Annotated in this window: 25 protein-coding genes; 16 read left to right on the forward strand and 9 right to left on the reverse strand. The window is 63.9% G+C overall.

Annotated features, from left to right (window positions below; all coding sequences use genetic code 11):
• Nucleotides 1–127: 127 nt before the first annotated feature.
• From ACMGGW_RS04635 to modE, 4 genes are all read right to left on the reverse strand, one after another.
• Entirely contained in the window at nucleotides 128–946 is an 819-nt protein-coding gene (locus ACMGGW_RS04635; protein ID WP_197832611.1) for a type II CAAX prenyl endopeptidase Rce1 family protein, read from the reverse strand.
• Between the two features lie 167 nt (nucleotides 947–1,113).
• On the reverse strand, nucleotides 1,114–1,686 hold the full coding sequence (locus ACMGGW_RS04640; protein WP_049208980.1) for a cysteine hydrolase family protein: 573 nt from the start codon (nucleotides 1,684–1,686) through the stop codon (nucleotides 1,114–1,116).
• A 95-nt stretch (nucleotides 1,687–1,781) separates the two neighbouring features.
• Complete coding sequence (gene modF, locus ACMGGW_RS04645) at nucleotides 1,782–3,269, reverse strand: molybdate ABC transporter ATP-binding protein ModF (RefSeq protein ID WP_043137183.1); 1,488 nt, start codon at nucleotides 3,267–3,269, stop codon at nucleotides 1,782–1,784.
• A 90-nt stretch (nucleotides 3,270–3,359) separates the two neighbouring features.
• Nucleotides 3,360–4,151: a molybdenum-dependent transcriptional regulator gene (modE, locus tag ACMGGW_RS04650; protein WP_197832612.1), complete on the reverse strand. Its 792-nt coding sequence runs from the start codon at nucleotides 4,149–4,151 to the stop codon at nucleotides 3,360–3,362.
• A gap of 187 nt (nucleotides 4,152–4,338) precedes the next feature.
• Here modE and ACMGGW_RS04655 point away from each other — a divergent pair, with 187 nt between their 5' ends.
• The 9 genes from ACMGGW_RS04655 to modC all read left to right on the forward strand — a co-directional run bounded on the left by ACMGGW_RS04655 (nucleotide 4,339) and on the right by modC (nucleotide 13,052).
• Nucleotides 4,339–6,501: a TonB-dependent receptor gene (locus ACMGGW_RS04655; RefSeq protein WP_197832613.1), complete on the forward strand. Its 2,163-nt coding sequence runs from the start codon at nucleotides 4,339–4,341 to the stop codon at nucleotides 6,499–6,501.
• Between the two features lie 4 nt (nucleotides 6,502–6,505).
• Entirely contained in the window at nucleotides 6,506–7,501 is a 996-nt protein-coding gene (locus tag ACMGGW_RS04660; RefSeq protein WP_197833500.1) for an ABC transporter substrate-binding protein, read from the forward strand.
• A 1-nt stretch (nucleotide 7,502) separates the two neighbouring features.
• Nucleotides 7,503–8,258 (forward strand): class I SAM-dependent methyltransferase, encoded by a 756-nt coding sequence (locus ACMGGW_RS04665; protein WP_197832615.1) that lies wholly within the window; start codon nucleotides 7,503–7,505, stop codon nucleotides 8,256–8,258.
• A gap of 1 nt (nucleotide 8,259) precedes the next feature.
• Nucleotides 8,260–9,285 carry an iron chelate uptake ABC transporter family permease subunit gene (locus ACMGGW_RS04670; protein ID WP_197832616.1) on the forward strand — a complete coding sequence of 342 codons (1,026 nt, stop codon included), beginning with the start codon at nucleotides 8,260–8,262 and terminating at the stop codon, nucleotides 9,283–9,285.
• Nucleotides 9,282–10,070 (forward strand): ABC transporter ATP-binding protein, encoded by a 789-nt coding sequence (locus tag ACMGGW_RS04675; RefSeq protein WP_049208976.1) that lies wholly within the window; start codon nucleotides 9,282–9,284, stop codon nucleotides 10,068–10,070. The genes ACMGGW_RS04670 and ACMGGW_RS04675 overlap by 4 nt, the downstream gene beginning before the upstream one ends.
• Before the next feature lie 146 nt (nucleotides 10,071–10,216).
• The gene (locus ACMGGW_RS04680; protein WP_004939813.1) at nucleotides 10,217–10,366 is read left to right on the forward strand and encodes an AcrZ family multidrug efflux pump-associated protein; all 150 of its coding nucleotides are present in this window, start codon (nucleotides 10,217–10,219) and stop codon (nucleotides 10,364–10,366) included.
• A gap of 158 nt (nucleotides 10,367–10,524) precedes the next feature.
• Nucleotides 10,525–11,298: a molybdate ABC transporter substrate-binding protein gene (modA, locus tag ACMGGW_RS04685; protein WP_147822917.1), complete on the forward strand. Its 774-nt coding sequence runs from the start codon at nucleotides 10,525–10,527 to the stop codon at nucleotides 11,296–11,298.
• Nucleotides 11,295–11,984 carry a molybdate ABC transporter permease subunit gene (gene modB / locus ACMGGW_RS04690; RefSeq protein ID WP_019454005.1) on the forward strand — a complete coding sequence of 230 codons (690 nt, stop codon included), beginning with the start codon at nucleotides 11,295–11,297 and terminating at the stop codon, nucleotides 11,982–11,984. Before modA ends, modB begins: the two co-directional genes overlap by 4 nt.
• Nucleotides 11,985–13,052, forward strand: a complete 1,068-nt coding sequence (gene modC / locus ACMGGW_RS04695) for a molybdenum ABC transporter ATP-binding protein ModC (RefSeq protein ID WP_043136662.1) — start codon at nucleotides 11,985–11,987, stop codon at nucleotides 13,050–13,052.
• Between the two features lie 31 nt (nucleotides 13,053–13,083).
• Here modC and ACMGGW_RS04700 read toward each other — a convergent pair whose 3' ends face one another.
• The gene (locus ACMGGW_RS04700; protein WP_025160025.1) at nucleotides 13,084–13,902 is read right to left on the reverse strand and encodes a pyridoxal phosphatase; all 819 of its coding nucleotides are present in this window, start codon (nucleotides 13,900–13,902) and stop codon (nucleotides 13,084–13,086) included.
• A gap of 178 nt (nucleotides 13,903–14,080) precedes the next feature.
• On the opposite strand from ACMGGW_RS04700, the gene pgl reads away from it, so the two are divergent.
• The gene (gene pgl, locus ACMGGW_RS04705; RefSeq protein ID WP_025301912.1) at nucleotides 14,081–15,076 is read left to right on the forward strand and encodes a 6-phosphogluconolactonase; all 996 of its coding nucleotides are present in this window, start codon (nucleotides 14,081–14,083) and stop codon (nucleotides 15,074–15,076) included.
• 67 nt (nucleotides 15,077–15,143) lie between these two features.
• Here pgl and ACMGGW_RS04710 read toward each other — a convergent pair whose 3' ends face one another.
• Complete coding sequence (locus ACMGGW_RS04710; protein ID WP_099816705.1) at nucleotides 15,144–15,626, reverse strand: kinase inhibitor; 483 nt, start codon at nucleotides 15,624–15,626, stop codon at nucleotides 15,144–15,146.
• Nucleotides 15,627–15,658: 32 nt separating this feature from the next.
• Nucleotides 15,659–16,627 (reverse strand): CDF family Co(II)/Ni(II) efflux transporter DmeF, encoded by a 969-nt coding sequence (gene dmeF / locus ACMGGW_RS04715; protein WP_099816706.1) that lies wholly within the window; start codon nucleotides 16,625–16,627, stop codon nucleotides 15,659–15,661.
• Nucleotides 16,628–16,705: 78 nt separating this feature from the next.
• Between dmeF and ACMGGW_RS04720 the strand changes: the two genes are divergently transcribed.
• Nucleotides 16,706–16,981 carry a metal-sensing transcriptional repressor gene (locus ACMGGW_RS04720; RefSeq protein ID WP_197832617.1) on the forward strand — a complete coding sequence of 92 codons (276 nt, stop codon included), beginning with the start codon at nucleotides 16,706–16,708 and terminating at the stop codon, nucleotides 16,979–16,981.
• A gap of 2 nt (nucleotides 16,982–16,983) precedes the next feature.
• Nucleotides 16,984–17,385 (forward strand): YkvA family protein, encoded by a 402-nt coding sequence (locus ACMGGW_RS04725; RefSeq protein ID WP_025301916.1) that lies wholly within the window; start codon nucleotides 16,984–16,986, stop codon nucleotides 17,383–17,385.
• Between the two features lie 4 nt (nucleotides 17,386–17,389).
• On the opposite strand, the gene bioA is transcribed toward ACMGGW_RS04725, so the two are convergent.
• The gene (bioA, locus tag ACMGGW_RS04730; RefSeq protein ID WP_025301917.1) at nucleotides 17,390–18,664 is read right to left on the reverse strand and encodes an adenosylmethionine--8-amino-7-oxononanoate transaminase; all 1,275 of its coding nucleotides are present in this window, start codon (nucleotides 18,662–18,664) and stop codon (nucleotides 17,390–17,392) included.
• Between the two features lie 88 nt (nucleotides 18,665–18,752).
• Between bioA and bioB the strand changes: the two genes are divergently transcribed.
• Genes bioB through bioD form a run of 4 tightly spaced genes read left to right on the forward strand, consistent with a single transcriptional unit; the run spans nucleotide 18,753 to nucleotide 22,359 of the window.
• Entirely contained in the window at nucleotides 18,753–19,790 is a 1,038-nt protein-coding gene (gene bioB, locus ACMGGW_RS04735) for a biotin synthase BioB (RefSeq protein WP_025301918.1), read from the forward strand.
• Nucleotides 19,790–20,941: an 8-amino-7-oxononanoate synthase gene (gene bioF, locus ACMGGW_RS04740; protein ID WP_142590701.1), complete on the forward strand. Its 1,152-nt coding sequence runs from the start codon at nucleotides 19,790–19,792 to the stop codon at nucleotides 20,939–20,941. Before bioB ends, bioF begins: the two co-directional genes overlap by 1 nt.
• Nucleotides 20,925–21,692 (forward strand): malonyl-ACP O-methyltransferase BioC, encoded by a 768-nt coding sequence (gene bioC / locus ACMGGW_RS04745; RefSeq protein ID WP_060432616.1) that lies wholly within the window; start codon nucleotides 20,925–20,927, stop codon nucleotides 21,690–21,692. Before bioF ends, bioC begins: the two co-directional genes overlap by 17 nt.
• The gene (gene bioD, locus ACMGGW_RS04750) at nucleotides 21,685–22,359 is read left to right on the forward strand and encodes a dethiobiotin synthase (RefSeq protein WP_060447611.1); all 675 of its coding nucleotides are present in this window, start codon (nucleotides 21,685–21,687) and stop codon (nucleotides 22,357–22,359) included. The genes bioC and bioD overlap by 8 nt, the downstream gene beginning before the upstream one ends.
• 28 nt (nucleotides 22,360–22,387) lie before the next feature.
• Here bioD and ACMGGW_RS04755 read toward each other — a convergent pair whose 3' ends face one another.
• A complete protein-coding gene (locus tag ACMGGW_RS04755; RefSeq protein ID WP_197822654.1) occupies nucleotides 22,388–23,110 on the reverse strand; it encodes an ATP-binding cassette domain-containing protein in 723 nt (240 codons plus the stop codon).
• Between the last annotated feature and the right edge of the window lie 215 nt (nucleotides 23,111–23,325).

Raw genomic sequence — 23,325 nt, forward strand, 5'->3', positions numbered from 1 at the left:
ATTGAAAAGCACTGTACGGGCGGAGAAAAGCAGGGGGCGGCATGATTGAGGTCATACGGTGAGGTGCTAGTGATAGCGTTTTCACCCGACCAGCCGGCAGAAAGGGGCTCTCTGCCGGCGTCAGCCGTTAAGAATGCTGATACAGCGGGTAGGTGAAGAACAGCAGATGGGTCAGATTAAGCCCGAAATGGAACAGAATCGGCACCCACAGACGGCCGCTCCACATCCACGCCAGGCCGTAGATCACCCCGGCGAGGGTTGCGAAGATCACCATCAGCATACCGCCCGCCAAATGTGCGGCGCCGAACACCAGGGAGGCGACGATCAGCGCCGGCCAGGCGCCTAGCAACTGGCTGAGGCGCTGTTGCAGGTAGCCGCGAAACAGCGCTTCCTCGGCCATGCAGACGAAGAACAGGTTCGCCATCACGAAAGGCAGGATCCAGGCGGGCGCATGCAGCTCGATTTTTAAGCCGCCCAGCGCCACGGCCAGCAGCAACAGCGCCGGCACGGCCAGCAGCAGCGCAATCCAGCCCGCTTTGCCGGCGTTGCCGCCGGGTTCGGCGGAAAACAGCGTGGGCAAGCAGGCGAACAGCAGGAAGGGCACCATCGCCTTATCGAAGTTGTAATACATGGTGAACGGCGCGCTGAGCGGGCCGGCTCTTTCGCCGTCGATCATCAGCTGGTTGTGGATGCCCGGCACCAGATGCAAGAACAGCGCCACGCAGCCGGCGACCACCAATCCTTCGAGCGCGATCGCCAGATTGCGCTGCGCGCGAAAATGGTGACGCAACCCCGCTAGCGCTACGATCGCCAGCAGATAACTCAGGCTGAGCGGCGTCAGTACCCCATGATAAAGCCCCATACCCGCCGAGGCGGCCAGGATCACCCAGGCTATCAGCCGGTTAAACGGCAAGAAAAATAACGAAGCAGCCAGTACGCCCCACATAATATGTCCCTTTAAAATATGTACACGGCGCTCAGCGCCTTTGCGGCGTGCGATGATGGCGAAATTGAGCGCTAGAGCGGATAGTAGCACACCAGGATGACGCTAAAGGTCGGGGCAGTGATGCATTCGTGCATGATGCCGGCCCACACGATCGGCGGCGATGCGGGTCAGCCTTTCATCCATGCCTGCGAACGGGTGATTTCGGCCAGGTTTTGCAATGTATCCAGACTCTGCTGGTGGATCTCCTGCGTAGGGGCTGCGCACAGATCGTGCAGTACGGTCACCTGAAAGCCGGCGTCGTGCGCCTGACGCGCGGTGCTCTCGATGGCGAGCGGTGTACTGATACCCGCCAGCAGCAAATGGTGGCACCGATGTTGCCGCAGCCAGGCTAACAAATTGTTACCGGAGAAGGCGCTAACCGCCGTTTTTTCAAACTGCAGATCGGTCTCTTCCTGATGCAGTTCGGGCACCCAGCGGCAGCCCGGGCCATTTAGCCGCAGCGCACCGATCTGCTTGAGATGGTTGAACAACGGCGAGTGGGGCGGGATATCATGATAATCGTCGGCGAATCCCACCCGCACCCAGATCACCGGAATTTTTCGCACCCGGGCATAGGCCGTGGCGGCATTGACGTTAGCGAGCAGGTGGGTTGCCACCACCTGTTCACGGCAGTGGTTGGCGCGCCCTTTGGGCCCGATCAGATCCTCGATCAGGTCGATGATAATCAACGCAGCGGACATGGCGTCTCCAGAAAATGGCCTTCTTTCTTTCTATGATAAAAGGCCAAATGTGATGTGCTGCGGTGAAGTGTTGCCGGATATGTTTACGCCGCGTTTCAGGCGGAGGCCGCCTCCAGCCGCTGGTGTTGATAGCCGTAGCCGCCCTCGCCGTCGGGCACGAAGCTGAGGCGGTGAGTGATGCACTGCGGCGCGTCTTCGGCATGGTGCGAAACGAACAGCAACTGGGTGGCGCCCTGGCCGATCAGCACGTCGATGAAGCGGCGCACCAGCTGGCGATTGAGCGGATCCAGCCCTTGCAGCGGTTCGTCGAGGATCAGCAGCGCCGGGTGTTTCACCAGCGCACGGGCGATCAGCGCCAGCCGCTGTTGGCCCCAGGAAAGGCTATGGAACGGGGCATCACCGCGCGCGCCGTCGAGCCCGAGCAGCGCCAGCCATTGCTCGGTCAGCTGCCGCTGACGATCCGAGACCGCCTGATAAATGCCGATCGAATCGAAGAACCCCGACAGCACCACGTTGCGCACGCTGGTGTTGACGCGATAATCCAGATGCAGACTGCTGCTGACGTAGCCGATATGGCGCTTGATCTCCCAGATGGTTTCCCCGCTGCCGCGACGGCGGCCGAACAGCGTCAGATCGTTGCTGTAGCCCTGTGGATGATCGCCGGTGATCAAGCTGAGCAGCGTGGATTTTCCGGCGCCGTTCGGGCCGATGATTTGCCAGTGCTCGCCGGGGTTAACCTGCCAGTTGAGGTGATTGAGGATCGGCCGATCGTTATAGCTGACCACGCCGTCGCGCAGGACGATCAGCGGCCGGTCCGTCGGCAGGGCTACTTTTTGCGTCGGATCCTCGGTTTCCGGCAGCGCCAGCCCGCTGAGGTTTTCGCTGTGCGCCAGCTGCGCCACCAGCGCGTCCGCCATCACCTGGCTGCGCGGCCCGCGGCTGGTTAGGGTGCAGTCCGCCAGCACGCCCACCTGCCGGACAAAATCCGGTATTTCGTCGAACCGGTTGAGCACCAGCACCACGGTCTGGCCCTGGGAGGAAAGCTCGCTCAGCAACGCGGCGAGCTGTGCGCGCGAGTGCACGTCCAGCCCGTCGAAGGGTTCGTCGAGGATCAGCAGGTCAGGCTCGGGCATCAGCGCCCGGCACAGCAGGGTCTTGCGCGTTTCGCCGGTGGAGAGGTATTTAAAGCGGCGGGTCAGCAGGGCGGTGATGCCGAACTGCGCGGCTAGCCGCTCACAGCGCGCGGCGTCTTTCACCTCTTCCTGAATGATCTCCGCCGCGGTGCGGCCGGTATCGTCCTCGTCCGCGCTGAGCAGGTCGGTGTTGTTGCGTTGCCACTCGTCGCTGACCATTTTTTGCAGCTGTTCGAAGGAGATGCGCACCGCATGCTGAAAGTCGCTGCGGCGTTCACCGCTCAGCAGAACCAGTTCGTCGGCCAGCGCGCGCGCCAGGGCGGATTTGCCGCTGCCGTTGGCGCCGACGAAGGCCCAGCTGTCGCCGGCCTGGATCGCCAGTGCATCCAGCGTCAGGGTACGGGTATCGCTTAAGCGGAATGAACCTTGCGAAATGTGCAACGACGACATCACCTGTTCCTTTTTTTGCAATTATTTGCCTTAGAAATAGGCGCATTGCACGGTGATGTCAATCAGCAAAAACGCAACGTTACGTTGCGCTTAACACAACGTGGCGATAATCACGTGGTCGGCGTTGAACAGGGCGTGTACGGCGGTACCGGCGCTCAGCTGCAGGCGCTGCAACTCCGCCGTCGTCAGGGTGGCGCACAGGGTTTCGCCCCCCGCCAGCGTCACCAGCACCTCGCTGTGTTCGGCCCCCGGCTGAATGCCGGCTACCACGCCCGCCAGCGCGTTATCCGCACCGGTATGCTCCCCCGTCTCGATGCTTAACCGCACCCAGGGCGCTTTGATCAGCGCCAGCACCTCTTTGCCGGGCACCAGCTGCAGCCGGTCGGCGCTTTGCTGGGTGATGGCCGCCGTCAGGCGAGTGGTGCCGTCGTTCAACAAAATCGCCAGGTGCTGCTGCACCTGCTGATGATCGCGTTCGATCACGGTGCCGAAGAACTGATTGCGCGCGCTGGTTTGCAGCGAGAAGCGCGAGATGGCCGCCAGCAGGCTGTCGAGCGGCAGATCGTCCTGCTGCAACACGTCGAAGGCCTTTTGCTGCACCTGGCCCAGCAGATCGTACAGCTGGATCAACCGTTGGCCGTAGTGCGTCAGCTGCGCGCCGCCGCCGCCTTTGCCGCCGGTGGCGCGGTCCACCACCGTGTGTTCCGCCAGTTGGTTCATCTCATTGATGGCGTCCCAGGCGCTTTTGTAGCTGATGCCCGCCAGTTTGGCGCCCTGGCTGATGGAGCCGGTGTGCTGCACCTGTTTCAGCAGCGCGATGCGGCGCGGATCGGCGAACAGCTTTTGCTGGAGTTTGAGAGTCAGAAGAATTTCGGCCTGCATAGCGCATCCTGTCGACGGCAAAAACCGTATTGTCGCCGATTTGGCGGCAAAGCGCCAAACGCCGTGCGTGGGAGAGCGGGGCAATAAAGACTGGTATTGCAATATTGTAATAATATAACATAACAAGAAACGATAAAGCTTTATTCCGGCTGCGGCCGATTTTTATTTCACCACAGGGATGCTCCATATGAGTACGACACGCCGGCGCCTTCACGCGCCCAGGAAATCTTTATGCCTCGCCGCCGCCTGGGTCGGCGGTGCACTGGCGGCGCCGCTGGCTTTCGCCGCCGACTGCGATAAAGCCCGCAATGCCACGGGATGTGAAGAACATCTCACCGTGGAGGCGGCAGCCCCCGCCGGGCGTTACGATGCGTTGAACGCCGTGAGCCGCAGCGCGTCACAGCTCGGGCTGAGCGCTCGGGAGACGCCGCGCAGCGTCGATATTATCAGCGCGCGGGCGATCCAACAGCGGGGCGATCGTTCGCTGGCCGCCGCCGTCGAGCACGCTACCGGTCTGTCCGGCGTCGCTTCGCCAACGTTGTCCAACAACTTTTCCGCACGCGGTTTTCGGCCGATCGCCTGGCTGTATAACGGCGTAGAGATGCCCGGCAGTACGCTGCAACTGGGCGATCCGGCGCATTACGACAGCATCGAGGTGCTGCGTGGGCCGGGGTCGGCCTTGAACGGGCTGAGCGCCGCAGGCGGCAGCGTCAACCTGATCTCGCGGCGGCCGACCTTCAACCGGCAGCCGTTCGAGCTCGATTATGGCCTCGGCAGCTACCGCAGCCAGCGTTTGCATCTGGGGGCCGGCGGCGCGCTGGTGGACGATGTGATGGCGTACCGGTTGGACGTCAGCGGCAACGACAGCGGCAGCAACGTGCAGTATGAACGCGATCGGCAGAAGCGGGTATCCGGCTCGCTGCTGTTTAAATTGACGGACGATGCGCTGCTGACGCTGAGCCTGGACCGCATGCTCAACCGCACCAACAACCCTTACTACGGCACGCCGCTGCTGAATGGGCGCATTGCCGGCGAGCTGCGCGACATCAATTACAACAACCTGACCGACAGCCGTATCCAGAGCAACGCCACCGCATTTCAGGCCAGTCTGGACTGGTTTATGACGCCCGAAGTGGAGTGGCATAACCAATTCTATTACTACAGCGGCTTTCGCGAATGGCGCAACGTCGAGCGTTTCCGCGTCGCGGCGGCGGCCCGGCCCGGCGACGTCAACCGCGACTCTTTCGGCGCTCTGGCGCACGACGACGATCTGATCGGCAACCGCAGTTCGCTGGTGTTCGATCGCGCTATCGCCGGTTTCGATAATCGGTTATTAGTCGGCTTCGATCTGAGCAAGCGGCATTTTCAGTACTACTCCAACGGTTTCCCCGGCTCCGAGGACGTGCCGCTCGGCGCGCCGCCCAGAGAGCCGTTCGCTCAGGGCACCGCCAGCCAGCGTGCGCCGGTGCGCCACGTCACTCAGAATCAGTACGCCGCCTTTCTTGAAGACCGCTTCAGCCTGACCGAGCGTTTAGCGCTGCTGGGCCAGCTGCGCTACAACCATATGAACATGGATTGGCGCTTCCAGGGGCCGCAGGAAGAGAGCCGCGCGCGCACCTACGTTTTCAGCACCTGGAGCCTGGGCCCCAGCTATGCACTGACCGATAACCTCACGCTTTACGCCAACTACACCACCGGCCAGGAGCCGGGCAACGATTTGTTCTTCCTCAGCCCGACGCAGACCGATCTGCCGCTGACGCGAGCGCGCCAGTGGGAGGCCGGCGCCAAAGGGCAGTTTTGGGATAACAAGGGAGAGGCGACGCTGGCGCTGTACGAACTGCGCAAGGACAACCTGTTTGTGCCCGACGCGCAGCGGCCGGATGCGTTGAACGCGGTAGGCAGGCAGACGTCGCGCGGCATCGAGCTTGGCGTGGTGCTGCGTCCCGACGATCGTTGGGAGCTGGCCGGCAATGCCGCCTACACGCACGCCCGCTACGACGACTATCGCGGCGGTAGCCCGCTGCGCAGCTACAACGGCAATCGCCCGGCCTATATCCCGGCCTGGACCGCCAACCTCAGCGTGCATTATCAGGCGACGGCGCGCCTGGGGCTGGCTTCTTCGCTGCGCTACGTCGGCAGCAGTTATAACGACGACGCCAACCAGCGCAAGATGCGCGCGTACACCACGCTCGATCTGGCGGCGGATTATCAGCTGACGCCGATCGTCGATGTCGGTTTCCGCATTCGCAACGCCACCAACCAGCTGTACGCCTATCAGCGCACCTACCCGGATCAGGCGCTGATCGCGCCGCCGCGCAGCTATGAAACCTTCGTGTCGGTCAGGTTCTGACGGCGTGAAACGATCGCTTTGCCTGTTGTTGTGCGCCCTGGGATTGGGCGGGGGCGTGCCGCTGCGTGCCGATAGCGTCAGCCTGCAAAATTGCGGGGTCACGCGCGATTACCCGCAGCCGCCGCAGCGGGTGCTGGTTTATGCCAATCCGGCGCTGGAAAACCTGCTGGCGCTGGGGCTGGCCGCCCGTGCAATCGGCGTGGTCGGGTATGACCGCATGCGCGATCCCGCGCCGACGGCGTCGGCCGATGCGCTGCGGGCGCCCACCAGCCCGGCGCCGCCCACGGCGGAAGCGTTGCTGCTGATGCGGCCGGATTTTGTCTATTCGGCCAGCTATTACTGGCTGCACAGCCCGGAAACGCCCGATCGGACGCGGCTGGCGGAATGGGGCATCGGCACTTACCTCTCTCCCGGCGTCTGCAGCGGCCAGCAAAGCGCGATCGCCGCTGCGCTGACGTTTGAAGACATCTTCACCGAGCTGCGGGAGCTGGCGCGCATTTTCAACGTCAGCCGCGGCGGTGAAGCGCCGATCGCGCGGCTACGTGGGCAACTCCAGGCGTTTGAGGCGCAGCGCGCGCCGCTGCCGCATTTACGTCTGCTGTGGTGGTATGCCGGCACGCAGACGCCCTACGTGGCGGGCTGCTGCGGCGCACCAGGTTTGCTGAGCCGAAGCGTCGGCAGCGAGAACCTGTTCGGCGATCGGCCCGAGCTGTGGCCGACGGTATCCTGGGAGGTTATCGCCGCCCGCGATCCGGATGCGATCGTGCTTGGCGATCTGCCGCGCGGCGGCTTCGGGGACAGCGCGGCCGACAAGATCGCCTTTCTGGAGCATCACCCGCTGACCGCTACGCTGCGCGCCGTGCGTCAGCGGCGCTACGTGATCCTCCCCGGTTACGACATGGACCCTTCCGCCCGCACCGTGGCGGCGCTGGGCCGTTTGATTCGAGGCCTGGCGGCCTTGCCGCCGCAGGCTGCGACTTTTTCCAACAAGGAACCTTGATATGACTGCCGTTTCATTATCTTCGCTGCTGGACTCCTGGGATCGCCAGCAGGCGGCCTACATCGCCGAGCGGGAAGCGCGTTTTAACGCCCAGCTGGAGGTGCTGGCGCTGGCCGCCGGCCAGGATTTTCACGTGGTGGATCTAGCCTGTGGCCCGGGATCGCTGAGCCTGCGCATTTTGCAGCGCTTTCCGCAGGCCAGGGTAACCGCCATCGATCTCGATCCGTTGCTGCTGGCGGTGGCGCGCGGCGCACTGGCGGAGTATGGCGATCGGATCCGCATTCTGCAGGCCGATCTGGCGGATCCTGCCTGTTTTTCCGCGCTGTCCGGCCCCGCGCCGCAGGCGGCGGTGTCCAGCACGGCGCTGCACTGGCTGATGCCGGAGCAGCAACTGGCGCTGTACCGCAACGTCGCCGGGCTGTTGGCCGACGGCGGCGTATTCCTCAATGCCGATCATCAGCGCTATGACCACCGTCAGCCACGGCTGAAGGCGTTGGCCGAGCGGCACGATGAGCAGACCCAGCAACGCGCCTGGGACAGCGGCGTCGAGGATTGGGATCGCTGGTTCGCCGGCGCGCTGCAATTGCCGGCGTTGGCCGCTTATCAGGCCGAGCGTGAGGCGCTATTCGCCGGCCGCCCGGTGCCGCCGCCGACGCCGGTGGATTTCCAGCTCGCGGCCCTCAGGCAGGCCGGTTTCAGCGAGGCGGGGACGGTGTGGCAGCTGTTGGACGACTATGTGATCGCAGGTTGGAAATAGTATGAGCCGGCGGTTACTGCCCGGCCGTGAGACCGGCTGGTTGCTGTTGCTGGCGGCGGCGCTGCCGATGGCCCTGCTGAGCGCCACCTTGTCGGGGCCTGCGCCGATCGCGTGGCACGACGCCTGGCGCATCGTATTCGGCGTCAGCGGCGGCGCGGCGACCGATGCCGAGGTGTATCAGCGCATCATCTGGTCGCTGCGGATGCCGCGCGCGCTGCTGGCGGCGGTGGCCGGCGCCGGGCTGGCGCTGGCGGGCACCGTGCTGCAGTCGCTGACCCGCAACCCGCTGGCCGATCCCTGGGTGCTGGGGATCTCCTCCGGCGCGGGCGTGGGGGCGGTGACGGTGCTGGTATTGGGGCTGGGGGGCGGCCTGCTGTCGGTGTCCGGCGGGGCGTTTAGCGGCGCGCTGGGGGCGTTTGCGCTGGTGATGTTGCTGGCCGGGCGTTCGCTGCAGGGGGAGTCCACGCTGTTTATTCTGGCCGGGGTGGCGGTGACGCAACTGCTCTCCGCACTGACTTCGCTGATCACCCTCTGGCAGGCAGACGCCAACGCCACGCGCGGCGTGATGTTCTGGCTGCTGGGATCGTTCAGCGACGCGCGCTGGCCACAGGTCGGGCTGTGCGGGCTGGCGCTGGCGGCGACGCTGCTGCTTTGCTGGCTGCGGGCGGGTGAGCTGGACGCGCTGGCGTTCGGCGGCGTGACCGCCGCTTCGCTGGGGGTGGCGGTGGCCCCGCTGAAGCTGCTGCTGTATGTGGCGACCACCGCGCTAACGGCGACGATCGTCGCGTTCAGCGGCGCGGTGGGGTTTATCGGGTTGACGGTGCCGCACGTCGCCCGGCGGCTGGTCGGCTCGCGGCATCGTCAGCTGTTGCCGGCCAGCGCGCTGTGCGGCGCTTTGTTCGCCGTGGCGGCGGACACGCTGGCCAGAACGCTGTTTGCCCCGCGCGAACTGCCGGTCGGCGTGTTGACGGCGCTATTGGGAGTGCCGGTATTCCTGCTGTTGCTGTATCGGAAGGTCAATGCATGACGGTTGAAAAAACGCAATCCGGTCTGTGCGCCGAGGGGGTAAGTTGGCGAGTGGGCGCGCGCACGGTGCTGGAAAACCTCAGTTTCTGCGCCTTGCCCGGTGAGATCACCGGCGTGCTCGGCGTCAACGGCAGCGGTAAATCCACGCTGCTCAAGCTGTTGGCCGGGCTGCAGCCCGCCGGCGGCGGCCGCGTTTGGCTGGAAGGGCGCGAGATCGCCGCGTTTACCGGGCGGGAACGCGCCAGGCGCATCGCTTTTCTCGAGCAATCCGCCCCCGGCACCTTCGCGCTGCCGGTGAAGGAGGCGGTATTGTTGGGGCGTCTGGCCCATATCGGCCGCTGGCGCGGTTTTGGTACCGAGGATCGCCGCCTCGCCGGGCAGGCGATGGAGCAGGTGGGCATCAGCCACCTGGCCGATCGCGATTGGCAGCGGCTGTCCGGCGGTGAACAGCAGCGGGTGCACCTGGCGCGCGCGCTGGCGCAGCAAACGCCGTGGCTGCTGCTGGACGAACCCGCCAACCACCTGGATATCGCTCATCAGCAGCAGTTTATGGCATTGCTGCGGCGGCTGAAGCTCAGCGTGGTGGTGACGCTGCACGATCTGAATCTGGCGGCCTGTTATTGCGATCGGGTCGCGCTGCTGCAGCGGGGCGGGATCTGTGCGGCGGGCACGCCGCAGCAGGCGCTGACGCCGGAGCACATTCGCGCGGTATACGGGGTGGAGGCCCGGCTGGCGGCGCCCGAAGGCTATGCGCCGCCGCTGATCTATTACCCCGCGGCAGGATGAGATCGGTCAAAAGGGCACGTTTGGCCGATCACAATTTCGCCTCGCTGGCTAAAATAACTCCGGTTTTTGCGATTTTTTTGGGTTAGAATAACCCGATATGCGGTGAAAGGCATTTGCCGCTCAATGGGCAGTTAAGCGAGGCTATCATGTTGGAATTATTGAAAAGTCTGTTATTCGCCGTGGTGATGGTGCCGGTGGTCATGGCGCTCATTCTCGGTCTGATCTACGGTTTTGGCGAAGTGTTCAACGTCTTCTCCAAAGTGGGCCGTTCGAAAGAAAACCGCACCCAGCACTGACCGTTCCCTATCCCGATACCCGTCGGCATCGCCCGGCGGGCATTCCTCAAGTTATCTCACGCTTTGCCGATAAACCGCATGACAAGCTTTCGCGCCACGTTATATTATTTTTTATATAACGAAGAGTGATAATGCACGTTAACTTGCGGAGAAAAACAATGAAACAGCAATGGACCCAATGGGTTGGCGGGATCGTGTTGGCATCGGGCCTGGTGGCTCAGGCCTCGGCGGCGGAAAAGATCACCGTGTTCGCCGCCGCGTCGCTGACCAACGCGCTGCAGGACATCGCCACCCAATATCAAAAAGGCAAGGACGTGCAGGTGGTTTCCTCCTTCGCGTCGTCTTCTACGCTGGCGCGCCAAATTGAGCAGGGCGCCCCGGCCGATCTGTTCATCTCCGCCGATCAGCAGTGGATGGATTACGCCATCGACAAGCAGCAGATGGTGAAAGACACCCGTTACACGCTGCTGGGCAACGAGCTGGTGCTGATCGCCGCCAAGAGCGATAAACAAGACAAGATCGCCATCGACAAGCAGACCGACTGGGCCAAGTTGCTCAGCGGCGGCCGCCTGGCGGTGGGCGATCCGGATCACGTGCCGGCCGGCATCTACGCCAAAGAGGCGCTGGAGCATCTGGGCGCCTGGCGCACGCTGGAGCCGAAACTGGCGCGCGCCAACAACGTGCGCAGCGCGATGGCGCTGGTGGAGCGCGGTGAAGCGCCGCTCGGCATCGTCTACGGCTCCGACGCGGTCGCCAGCGACAAGGTGAAAGTGGTGGGCGTATTCCCGGAAGACAGCCACAAACCGGTTGAATATCCGATGGCGATGGTGAAAGATCGTCAAACTCCGGCGGTCAGCGCTTTCTATACCTATCTGAAGAGCCCGGAAGCGGCCGCTATTTTCGAACATTATGGATTCACCCCGCGTAAATGATTCTGAGTGAGTACGAGTGGCAGGCGGTTGAGCTGAGCCTGAAAGTCTCCGGTTTGGCGGTGGTCTGCAGCCTGCCGTTCGGCATTCTGATGGCCTGGGTGCTGGTGCGTTGCCGCTTTCCCGGCAAGGCGCTGCTGGACGGCGTCATTCACCTGCCCCTGGTGCTGCCCCCGGTGGTGGTCGGCTATTTGCTGCTGATCGCCATGGGGCGGCGCGGCGTCATCGGCGAGTGGCTGTACGACTGGTTCGGCTTCAGCTTCAGCTTTAGCTGGCGCGGCGCCGCGCTGGCATCGGCGGTGGTGGCGTTTCCGCTGATGGTGCGTGCCATCCGGCTGGCGCTGGAGGCGGTGGATACCCGGCTGGAGCAGGCGGCGCGCACGCTGGGCGCCAACCCGTGGCGGGTGTTTTTCACCATCACGCTGCCGCTGTCGCTGCCCGGCGTCATTGTCGGCGTGGTGCTGGCCTTTGCCCGTTCGCTGGGGGAGTTCGGCGCCACCATCACCTTTGTCTCCAACATTCCCGGTGAAACCCGCACCATTCCGCTGGCGATGTATACGCTGATCGAAACGCCGGGGGCGGAAGCCGCCGCCGCGCGTCTGTGCGCGATCGCCATCGTGCTGTCGCTGGCTTCCCTGATGGTGTCCGAATGGCTGGCCCGCTGGGGCCGCAAACGGATGGGGGTGTAAATGCTGGAGCTGGATTTCTCGCAGCAGCTGGGCGACCTTAATCTCAACGTCCGCGCCGATTTGCCGGCGCAGGGCATCACCGCGATTTTCGGCCTGTCCGGCGCGGGCAAAACTTCCCTGATCAACGCCATCGGCGGCCTGACCCGTTTGCAACAGGGGCGCATCGCGCTCAATGGCCGCACGCTGGTGGATACCGCCGCGGGCCTCTGCCTGCCGCCGGAAAAGCGCCGTATCGGCTATGTATTTCAGGATGCGCGCCTGTTCCCGCATTATCGGGTGCGCGGCAACCTGCAGTACGGCATGGCGGCCGGCATGCGCGCGCAGTTCAATACTATTGTCGAGCTGTTGGGCATCGGGCCGCTGCTCAATCGGCTGCCGCTGACGCTCTCCGGCGGTGAAAAACAGCGGGTGGCGATCGGCCGCGCGCTGCTGACCGCGCCGGAACTGCTGCTGATGGACGAACCGCTGGCCTCGCTCGATCTGCCGCGCAAACGCGAGCTGCTGCCGTATCTGGAGCGGCTGGCGCAGGACGTCAACATCCCTATCCTCTACGTCAGCCACAGCCTGGACGAGATCCTGCGTCTGGCCGAGCAGGTGATGGTGCTGGATCGCGGCGAGGTGCGCGCGTTCGGCGGGCTGGAAGCCGTCTGGGCCAGCAGCGCGCTGCGGCCGTGGCTGCAGCGTGAAGATCAGAGCAGCGTGCTGCGCGTCAGCGTGATTGAGCATCATCAACGCTATGCCATGACCGCGCTGGCGCTCGGCGATCAGCGGCTGTGGGTCAGCGGCATCGACGCCGAATTGGGCACCCAACTGCGCATTCGTATCAACGCCGCCGACGTCTCGCTGGTGCTGCAACCGCCGGTCAACAGCAGCATTCGCAACGTGTTGCCGGCCAAGGTCAGCGAGTGTCTGGACGTGGGCGGGCAGGTGGAAGTGAAGCTGGCGGTCGGGGAACACGTGCTGTGGGCGCGCATCACGCCGTGGGCGCGAGACGAACTGGCGATCCGCCCCGGGCAGTGGCTGTACGCGCAGGTGAAGAGCGTGTCGATCAGCCGCGAGAGCCGCTAAGACAGGCCCTCCCGGCGGGAGGGCGAAAAGACTAGAGTACGCGGGTGCGGATCACCTCGGCGATGCCCGGCTGCAGGTTATCGGCGATCACCAGATCGGCGCGTTCCTTGATCGCGTCATCGGCGTTGCCCATCGCCACGCCCAAACCGACCGCTTCCAGCATGCTGATATCATTGTAGTTGTCGCCGAACGCCACCACCTGATCCATGCTCAGTCCCTGCGATTCCACCCATTGGCGCAGGCGCTTGCCTTTGCTGTTGCCGCCTTTGGCGATATCCACCTGATCGTGCCAGGACCATTCGCACGCCAACCCCAGCTCTTTTTCCACCGTGTCGGCAAACTCGCGCAGCGCCGGAATATCGGCGTGCGAGGTGGCGAATTTCCAGATCGCCTGCGCGTCGTCGGCCGCCTGCGCCAGGCTGCCGACCTGCAGCAGCGTTGGGCGCTGTGCCGCCGGCAGGGTTTCGGCCCAGGCCAGCGAGCGGGTCACGTGGCCGCTCGGTTCCTGATACAGCATGGCGTCGTCAACGTACATCAGCCCGTGAATGTCGGTCTGTTTGAGCATCTGCAGCACCTGCTTGGCCTGATCTTTCGCCAGCGGATCGGCGGCCAGCACCTTTTTCTGCTGAAAATCATACAGGTAGGTGCCGTTGCAGCAGATGGCCGGCGTGTCTATCTGCAGCGCCTGGTAGAACGGATGGATGGCGACGTGATGGCGGCCGGTGACCACCACCACCTGGACGCCGGCGGCGCGCGCCTGCGCCAGCGCTTCCAGCGACTGCGGTAAGATGCGTTTTTGATTGTCCAGCAGGGTGCCGTCAAGATCGAGGGCGATGACGCGGTAGCTCATAGGGTTCTCGTTATCGTTAGCCATAAAATTAATCCGATGGTACACCGGATAGCCAACGGAGAAAACCGCGTGAACATCCGGTGCTAAGCAGGGTTGCCATGCGACGGATGTGCGGTAAGCTAGGAGCAATCGAACGGCCTGAAACCGGTTCCTCTTTTACCCTTTGCAAGGAGAACACATGAAGCAAATCGTTTATGTCGCCAGCCCGGAGAGCCAGCAGATCCACGTCTGGCAGTTGGACGACGCCGGCGCGCTGGCGCTGCTGCAAACCGTTGACGTGCCGGGCCAGGTGCAGCCGATGACCCTTCATCCGGACAAGACCCACCTGTACGTCGGCGTGCGTCCGGCGTTCGGCATCGTCAGCTACCGCATCGAGGCGGACGGCACGCTGCAGCAGGCGGGCATGGCGCCGTTGCCGGGCAGCCCGACCCATATCTCCACCGATCTGCAGGGGCGTTACCTGTTCTCCGCCTCCTACAGCGGCAACTGCGCCAGCATCAGCCCGATCGGCCACGACGGCGTGGTGACGGCGCCTATTCAGCAGATTGACGGCCTGAACGCGCCGCACTCGGCGAACATCGACCCGACCAACCAACTGGTGCTGGTGCCGTGTCTGAAAGAGGACCGCATCCGCCTGTTCAACCTGAGCCTGGCGGGCCAGCTGACGCCGCACGTGCAGGAGGCGGTGGATATCGCCGCCGGCGCCGGTCCGCGCCATATGGCATTCCACCACAACGACAAGTTCGCCTACTGTGTCAATGAGCTGAACGGCACGGTGGACGTGCTGGCCATTTCGGAAAACGGCGGCAAATACACCGTGACGCAAACACTGGATATCATGCCGGCCGACTTCGACGGCACCCGCTGGGCGGCGGACATTCATATCACGCCGAACGGCCGTTTCCTGTACACCAGCGATCGCACCGCCAGCATTCTGACCCTCTTCAGCGTTTCCGAAGACGGCGGCACGCTGAGCGTGGTCGGCTATTATCCGACCGAAACGCAGCCGCGCGGTTTCAATATCGATCACAGCGGCCGCTTCGTGATTTCGTCCGGCCAGAAGTCCGATCACATCGCGGTGCATGAAATTGACCAGGCCAGCGGCGAGCTGACCACGCTGGCACGTTATCCGGTGGGCAAAGGCCCGATGTGGGTCAGCGTGCTGGCGAAGTAATTCGGCGGTCAGACGAGTATGGAAAAAGCGCGGTTCGGTTGAGCCGCGCTTTTTTATGGGTGGGAGATCAGTTGAACATCACTGTCAGCGTGGCGCTGCCGAGGCTGTGGAAATGCACGTTAAAGCCCACCAGCGCGCCGCTGGAACCTTCATCCACCTCAATGCTTTCTACGTCCAGCGCATGCACGGTGAACTGATAGCGGTGGCTTTCGCCATTCGGCGGCGCTGCGCCGCCGTAACCGGTCGAGCCGAAGTCGGTACGGGTTTGCAGCGCGGCGCTCGGCAGCGGCGCTTTACCGGAGCCTGCGCCCTGCGGCAGCTCACGCACGTCGGCCGGAATATTGGCCACCACCCAGTGCCACCAGCCAGAGCCGGTCGGGGCATCGGGATCGTACAGGGTGACGACGAAGCTCTTGGTGCCGGCGGGCACGCCGTCCCAGGCCAGGTGCGGCGACAGGTTATCGCCGTGGTAGCCCATGCCGTTGAAGACCTGCGTCTGCGGCATTGTGCCGCCGTCCTGCAGATCGTTGCTGTACAAACGAAAAGCCATAATGACTCCCAGTTGTCGATAAACGCGGACCCTTAAGCTAGATCTTTTCGGTGGAACAATACAACCCCTTGCGCCAACGGCGGACGGTTGATCTCGACAGTGACATGCACCAGTTCGGGATGCGTGGCCAACAGTTGGCGCACCCGATCGGCGGTGAGGGCGCGATCGGCGCTGCTCAGGGCGAGGACGCAATGATATTTTCCTTTGCCGATACGGCCTACATGCAGATCGGTCAGCGTGAGCGCGTGGCCGGAAGCGGCCAGGGCCTGGCGGATGTCTTGCGCCACGGGGGCGTCCATTTCGGCATCCAGCAAAATCTTTCCGCTATCGCGCATCAGGCTATAGGCCCAGGCGGCCACCATCACCGCGCCGACGATGCCCATCAGCGGATCGAGCCAGGCGGCGCCCCAAAGCTTACCGCCGAACAGCGCGATGAGCGCCAGTACCGAGGTGGCGGCGTCGGCGAGCACGTGAACATAGGCGGAACGCAGGTTGAGGTCATGATGAGTGTCGTCGTGGTCATCCCCGTGATGATGATGATGGCCGCCACCGCGCAACAGCCAGGCGCAGAGCAGGTTGACGGCCAGCCCGATCGCGCCGATGGCGATGGCTTCGTTGTAATGAATCGGGCTGGGATTCAGCAGCCGCTGCCCAGACTGAAACAGCATCAGCGCCGCCACCAGCACCAACAACACCGCGCTGGTGTAACCGGCCAGCACTTCGATCTTCCAGGTGCCGAGGCTAAAGCGGCGATCCTTGGCCAGCCGGCGTGCGGCGCCGTAAGCCAGCACTGACAGGCCCAGCGCCAGCGCGTGTGAACTCATGTGCCAGCCGTCGGCCAGCAGCGCCATCGAGTTAAACAGCCAGCCGCCGGCGATCTCGATAGCCATCATACTGGCGGTGAGTATCACCGCCCATCTGGTGTTTCTTTCGGCCAATGGGTTACCATCGTCAAAAACGTGGCTGTGTTCGCGGTGCAAAACGGGCGCGTGAGACGTCATGGTGAAGTTCCTCAGCAAAAGATAGTGTGCTGAAATATACTATACCCCAGTATAGTAAATAACAATCAGGCGGAAATGATGAGCCATACCCACAGAGATCAAAAGAAGCTGTTGGCGCGGGTGCGCCGCATTAAAGGGCAGGCCGAAGCGCTGGAACGCGCGCTGGAGAGCGGCGGCGAATGTTCGGCTGTTCTGCAGCAGATCGCGGCGGTGCGCGGCGCGGCCAACGGTTTGATGGCGCAGGTGCTGGAAGGGCATGTGCGCGAACATCTGGCTGCCGCGGACGCTACGCCGCAGCAGCGCGAGCAGGACATCGAGCAATTGATGACCGTTTTACGTTCTTATATGAAGTAATCATGATTTCACTGAAAAAACGCACGCCGTGGTTCGGCTGGCTGCGCCGTTGGGCCAAAGGGATCAAGCGCGATATTTACGCGCTGTGGCTGGCCGCCCGTGATAAGCGCACCCCGTGGTACGCCAAGCTGATCGCGCTGCTGGTGGCCGGCTATGCGATCTCGCCGATCGATCTGATCCCGGATTTTATTCCGGTGTTGGGCTATCTGGACGATGTGATCATCGTGCCGTTGGGCATCATGCTGGCGGTTCGCCTGATCCCCAAGCCGCTGATGGCCGAGCTGCGCGAGAAGGCGCAAAAACGCGTCGACAACCCCACCGGCCGCATGGCGGCGGCGATGATCATTTTACTCTGGCTGCTGTGTCTGGGGTTGCTGGCCCGCTATCTGGACCAGCATTGGTAAGGCATTAACGCGCGGCGGCGGCCACGGCGGCGGTCAGGCGGCTGAGCTGTTCCGCTTCGATGATGTAAGGCGGCATCAGGTAAATCAGCTTGCCGAACGGCCGGATCCATACCCCGCGCTCGACGAACCCGCGCTGCAGCTCGGCGACATTCACCGGTTCGCGCATTTCCACCACGCCAATCGCCCCCAGCACCCGCACGTCCGCCACCTTCGGCAGCGCCGCCAACGGCAGCAGTTCCTGTTTCAGCTGGGCTTCGATGGCGCTCACCTGCGCCTGCCAGCGATTTTCCGCCAGCAGCGCCATGCTGGCGTCCGCCACCGCGCAGGCCAACGGATTGCCCATAAAGGTCGGGCCGTGCATAAAACAGCCGGCCGCGCCGTTGCTGATGGTCTCCGCCACATGGCGGGTGGTCAGGGTGGCGGACAGGGTCATGTAACCGCCGGTCAGCGCCTTGCCCAGGCAGAGAATGTCCGGCACCACCTGCGCGTGCTCGCAGGCGAACAGCTTGCCGGTGCGGCCGAAGCCGGTGGCGATCTCGTCGGCGATCAGCAGCACCCGATGGCGATCGCACAGCTCGCGCACCCGCTTGAGGTAGGTTGGGTGGTAGATGCGCATGCCGCCGGCGCCTTGCACCACCGGTTCCAGGATCACCGCCGCCACTTCACCGGCGTGCTGCTCCAGCAGCGCGGCGAACGGTGCAATATCTTCTTCACGCCATTCTTCGTCGAAGCGGCACTGCGGCGCGGTCGCGAACAGGTGCGGCGCCAGATAGCCCTGATAGAGGCTGTGCATCGAGTTGTCCGGATCGCAGACCGACATCGCGCCGAAGGTATCGCCGTGATAGCCGTGGCGCAGCGTCAGGATGCGCTGCCGGCGCTCGCCGCGCGCCTGCCAGTACTGCAGCGCCATCTTCAACGACACTTCCACCGCCACCGAACCGGAGTCTGCCAGGAACACGCACTGCAGCGCCTCTGGCGTCATTTCCACCAGCCGACGGCACAACGAGATGGCGGACGGATGGGTAATACCGCCGAACATCACGTGTGACATCTTCTCCAACTGCTGGCTGGCGGCCTGATTCAGGCGCGGATGGTTGTAACCGTGGATCGCCGCCCACCAGGAGGACATGCCGTCCACCAGACGCCGGCCGTCCGCCAGCTGCAGTTCGACGCCGCTGGCCGATTCGATCGGGTAACAGGGTAACGGGCGGCTCATGGAGGTGTAGGGGTGCCAGATATGGCGTTGGTCAAACGCCAGGTCGGAAGCGGTCACAGACATGCTTGTAAACCAAATTGAATTAAGATTGGTTGACAGTATATCCACAATATTTAAACTGGCGACACTTTTTCGTTTTGGAGACGCCATGATGGCTGACCGCATTCACTGGACAGTAGGGCAAGCCCAGGCCCTGTTTGATAAACCGCTGCTGGAACTGCTGTTCGAAGCGCAAACCGTACACCGCCAGCACTTCGACCCGCGTCAGGTGCAGGTCAGCACGCTGCTGTCGATCAAGACCGGCGCTTGCCCGGAAGACTGTAAATACTGCCCGCAGAGCTCACGCTACAAGACCGGCCTGGAGTCGGAGCGGTTGATGCAGGTCGAGCAGGTGCTGGAATCGGCACGCAAGGCCAAAGCGAACGGCTCGACCCGTTTTTGCATGGGCGCGGCGTGGAAGAACCCGCACGAGCGCGATATGCCTTATCTGCAGCAGATGGTGCAGGGCGTGAAAGCGATGGGCATGGAAACCTGCATGACGCTGGGCACGCTTGACGGCACTCAGGCTGAACGGCTGGCGGAGGCCGGGCTGGATTACTACAACCATAACCTCGATACCTCGCCGGAGTTCTACGGCAGCATCATCACTACCCGCAGCTACCAGGAACGCCTGGATACGCTCGACAAGGTGCGCGACGCCGGCATCAAAGTGTGCTCCGGCGGCATCGTCGGGCTGGGGGAAACGGTGCGCGATCGCGCCGGGCTGCTGGTGCAGCTGGCTAACCTGCCGAAACCGCCGGAGAGCGTGCCGATCAACATGTTGGTGAAGGTAAAAGGCACGCCGCTGGCGGATAACGACGACGTCGATCCGTTCGATTTCATCCGCACCATCGCGGTAGCGCGCATCATGATGCCGTCCTCTTATGTCCGCCTTTCCGCCGGCCGTGAACAGATGAACGAACAGACGCAGGCGATGTGCTTTATGGCCGGCGCCAACTCGATCTTCTACGGTTGCAAGCTGCTGACCACGCCGAACCCGGAAGAAGACAAGGATCTGCAGCTGTTCCGCAAGCTGGGGCTGAACCCGCAGCAGACCGCCACCGAACATGGCGACAACCAGCAACAGCAGGTGCTGGCTAAGCAGCTGCTGAACGCCGATACCGCCGAGTTTTACAACGCGGCGCTGTGATGAGCTGGCAACAACGTATCGAACAGGCGCTGGCAGAACGGCGTCTCAACGCCGCCTACCGTCGGCGACAGACCACCGAGGGCGGCAACGGCCGCCAGATCCGGCTCGGCGATCGTCTCTATCTGAACTTCTCGGGCAACGACTACCTGGGGCTGAGCCAGGATACGCGGGTGATCGCCGCCTGGCAGCAGGGCGCGCAGCGTTACGGCGTCGGCAGCGGCGGGTCGGGCCACGTCACCGGCTTTAGCGTGGCGCATCAGGCGCTGGAAGAGCAACTGGCGGCGTGGCTCGGCTATCCGCGCGCGCTGCTGTTCATCTCCGGCTATGCCGCCAATCAGGCGGTGCTGGCGGCGTTGATGCAGAAGGGCGATCGCATTTTGGCCGATCGCCTCAGCCACGCCTCGCTGCTGGAGGCGGCGGCGCAGTCGCCGGCCGAGCTGCGCCGGTTCCAGCACAATCAGCCGCAGGCCTTGGCGGATCTGCTGGCCAAACCCTGCGACGGGCAGCGGCTGGCGGTGACCGAAGGGGTGTTCAGCATGGACGGCGACGGCGCACCGTTGGCGGAGCTGCATCGCTTAACCCGCGCGGCGGGCGCCTGGCTGATGGTGGACGATGCCCACGGCGTCGGCGTGCGCGGTGAGCAAGGCCGCGGCAGCTGCTGGCAGCAGGGCGTGCGCCCTGAACTGCTGGTGGCGACCTTCGGCAAGGCGTTCGGCGTCAGCGGCGCGGCAGTGCTGTGCGATGAGGCGACCGCCGAGTATCTGCTGCAGTTCGCCCGCCATCTAATCTACAGCACCGCAATGCCGCCGGCGCAAGCCTGCGCGCTGCAGGCGGCGCTGGCCTGCATTCGCGAGGGCGATGAACTGCGTGCCCGGCTGCAGGACAACATTCGGCGTTTCCGTCAGGGCGCGGCGCCGCTGGCGCTGACCCTGACGGATTCCGACACCGCCATCCAGCCGCTGCTGGTGGGGGATAATCAGCGCGCGCTCGATCTGGCGACCCGCCTGCGCGAGTGCGGACTGTGGGTGAGCGCCATTCGCCCGCCGACGGTGCCGCCGGGCGGCGCGCGGCTACGCATTACCCTGACAGCGGCGCATCAGCCGCAGGATATCGATCGCCTGCTGGAGGTGCTGAATGACGTCAGCCAATGACACGGTGAACAAACAGGCGGTCGCCTCGGCCTTCAGCCGCGCGGCCGGCAGCTACGACGCCGCCGCCGCGCTGCAGCGTGATGTTGGCGAGCGCTTACTGGGGATGGGGAGTCCCCATCCGGGCGAGCAGCTGCTGGATGCCGGCTGCGGCACCGGCTATTTCAGCCGCCTGTGGCGCGAGCGCGGCAAGCAGGTGACCGCGCTCGATTTGGCGCCGGGCATGCTGGAGGTCGCCCGCCAACGGCAGGCGGCGCATCATTATCTGCTGGGCGATATCGAACAGGTGCCGCTGCCCGATGCGGCGATGGACATCTGTTTCAGCAGCCTGGTGGTGCAGTGGTGCAGCGATCTGCCCGCCGCGCTGGCGGAGCTGTATCGCGTGACCCGCCCCGGCGGCGTGATCCTGTTTTCCACGTTGGCGGCGGGATCGCTGCAGGAATTGGGGGACGCCTGGCAACAGGTGGACGGCGAGCGCCACGTGAACGCCTTCCTGCCGCTGGCGCAGATCCGCGCCGCCTGTGCTGAATACCGGCACGAGCTGGTCACGGAGTTACGCACCCTGAACTACCCGGACGTGATGACGCTGATGCGTTCGCTCAAGGGCATCGGGGCGACGCATCTGCATCAGGGGCGCGAGGGCGGCCTGATGTCGCGAGGCCGTCTCGCCGCGTTGCAGGCGGTTTACCCGTGCCGGCAGGGGCAGTTCCCCCTCAGCTATCATCTGGCTTATGGAGTGATTTATCGTGATTAAACGTTGGTTCGTGACCGGCACCGACACCGAGGTGGGGAAGACCGTTGCCAGCAGCGCCTTGTTGCAGGCCGCCAACCGGGCGGGCTACCGCAGTGCCGGCTATAAGCCGGTGGCCTCCGGCAGCGAGATGACCGCCGAGGGGCTGCGCAACGGCGACGCGCTGGCGCTGCAAGCCAACAGCGGCGTGGCGCTCCGTTACGACGAAGTGAACCCTTACGTTTTTGCCGAACCGACCTCGCCGCATATCGTCAGCGCCGATGAAGGTCGGCCGATCGACGCGGCGCGGCTGTCCGACGGCCTGCGCCGGCTGGAGCAGCGCGCCGACTGGGTGCTGGTCGAAGGCGCCGGCGGGTGGTTTACCCCGCTGTCGGCGGAGTACACCTTCGCCGACTGGGTGCAGCAGGAACAATTGCCGGTGATCCTGGTGGTGGGCATTAAACTGGGCTGCATCAACCACGCAGTGCTGACGGCGCAGGCGGTGCAACAGGCGGGGTTGACGCTGGCCGGTTGGATCGCCAACGACGTGGCGCCCCCGGGGCGGCGGCATCAGGAATACCTGGCCACGCTGCGCCGCATGCTGCCCGCGCCGCTGCTGGGTGAAATACCACACCTGCCGCAGGCCGAACGGGCGCCGCTGGGGGAGTATCTGGATATCAGCCTGCTATAAACAAACGCCCCATGAGGGGGACTCCCCCTCATCTTCCTTCCTGTCCCGCCAGCCCGGCGCCGATCAGCGCCTCATCCAGCTGCGCCAGCGCGCCGTGCGCCACGGTGCGACCGCTATCGAGCAGACAAAAACGATCCGCCACCCGGCGCACGAACGGCAGCTGATGCTCTACCAGTAAAATGGTCATGCCCAACTCATAGTTGAGCCTGCGGATCACGTTGCCGATGTCGGCGGCGATTGAAGGGGGCACGCCCGTCGTCGGTTCGTCGAGGATCAGCAGCGCCGGCTCCTGCGCCAGCGCACGACCGATCGCCAACTGGCGTTGAGCGCCTTCGCACAGATCGCCGGCGCGGCGGGTACGCATCTGGCGCAAATTGGGAAACAGGCTGTAGATCAGCGGCGGAATGCGGCGAGGGGCACCGCGCCCGGCCATCTGCGCCACCTGCAGATTCTCCTCCACGCTCAGCTGCGAGAAGAGTTGCCGCCCTTGCGGGACGTGGCTGATGCCGAGTGCGGCGCGGCGCTCCATCGGTTGCAGCAGCAGATTTTGCGGCGGCTGATCCGCGGGCTGCCAGGTCATGCTGCCGCTCACCACCGGCACATGCCCCATGATGCAATTGACCAGCGTGGTCTTGCCCACACCGTTGCGCCCAAGCAGCACGGTACACTGGCCGCGCGGCAGCTCCAGGTTGATGTCCCACAGGGTATGATTTTGCCCGTAAAATTGATTGACCGATCTCAGGCTCAGCATTTGGCATTCTCCTCATAGACACAGGCGCCCATCCACTCGTTGGTGGGGTGCAACAAAGGCCGCATTGGCGGTTGATTTCCCGAGTGTGGCAATGTCTGGAACAAAATGCCGTCCATCCGATTCACCTGAGCAATGTCTGCGGTGGACGGAAAGACAGTCAGTATGTCGTGAAAAACGACGTTTATGACGACTTGGTGTCGTTCTCGCGCTTTTAC

Source organism: Serratia sp. BNK-4 (genome assembly GCF_048685115.1).
GTDB classification, from domain to species: Bacteria; Pseudomonadota; Gammaproteobacteria; order Enterobacterales; family Enterobacteriaceae; genus Serratia; species Serratia bockelmannii.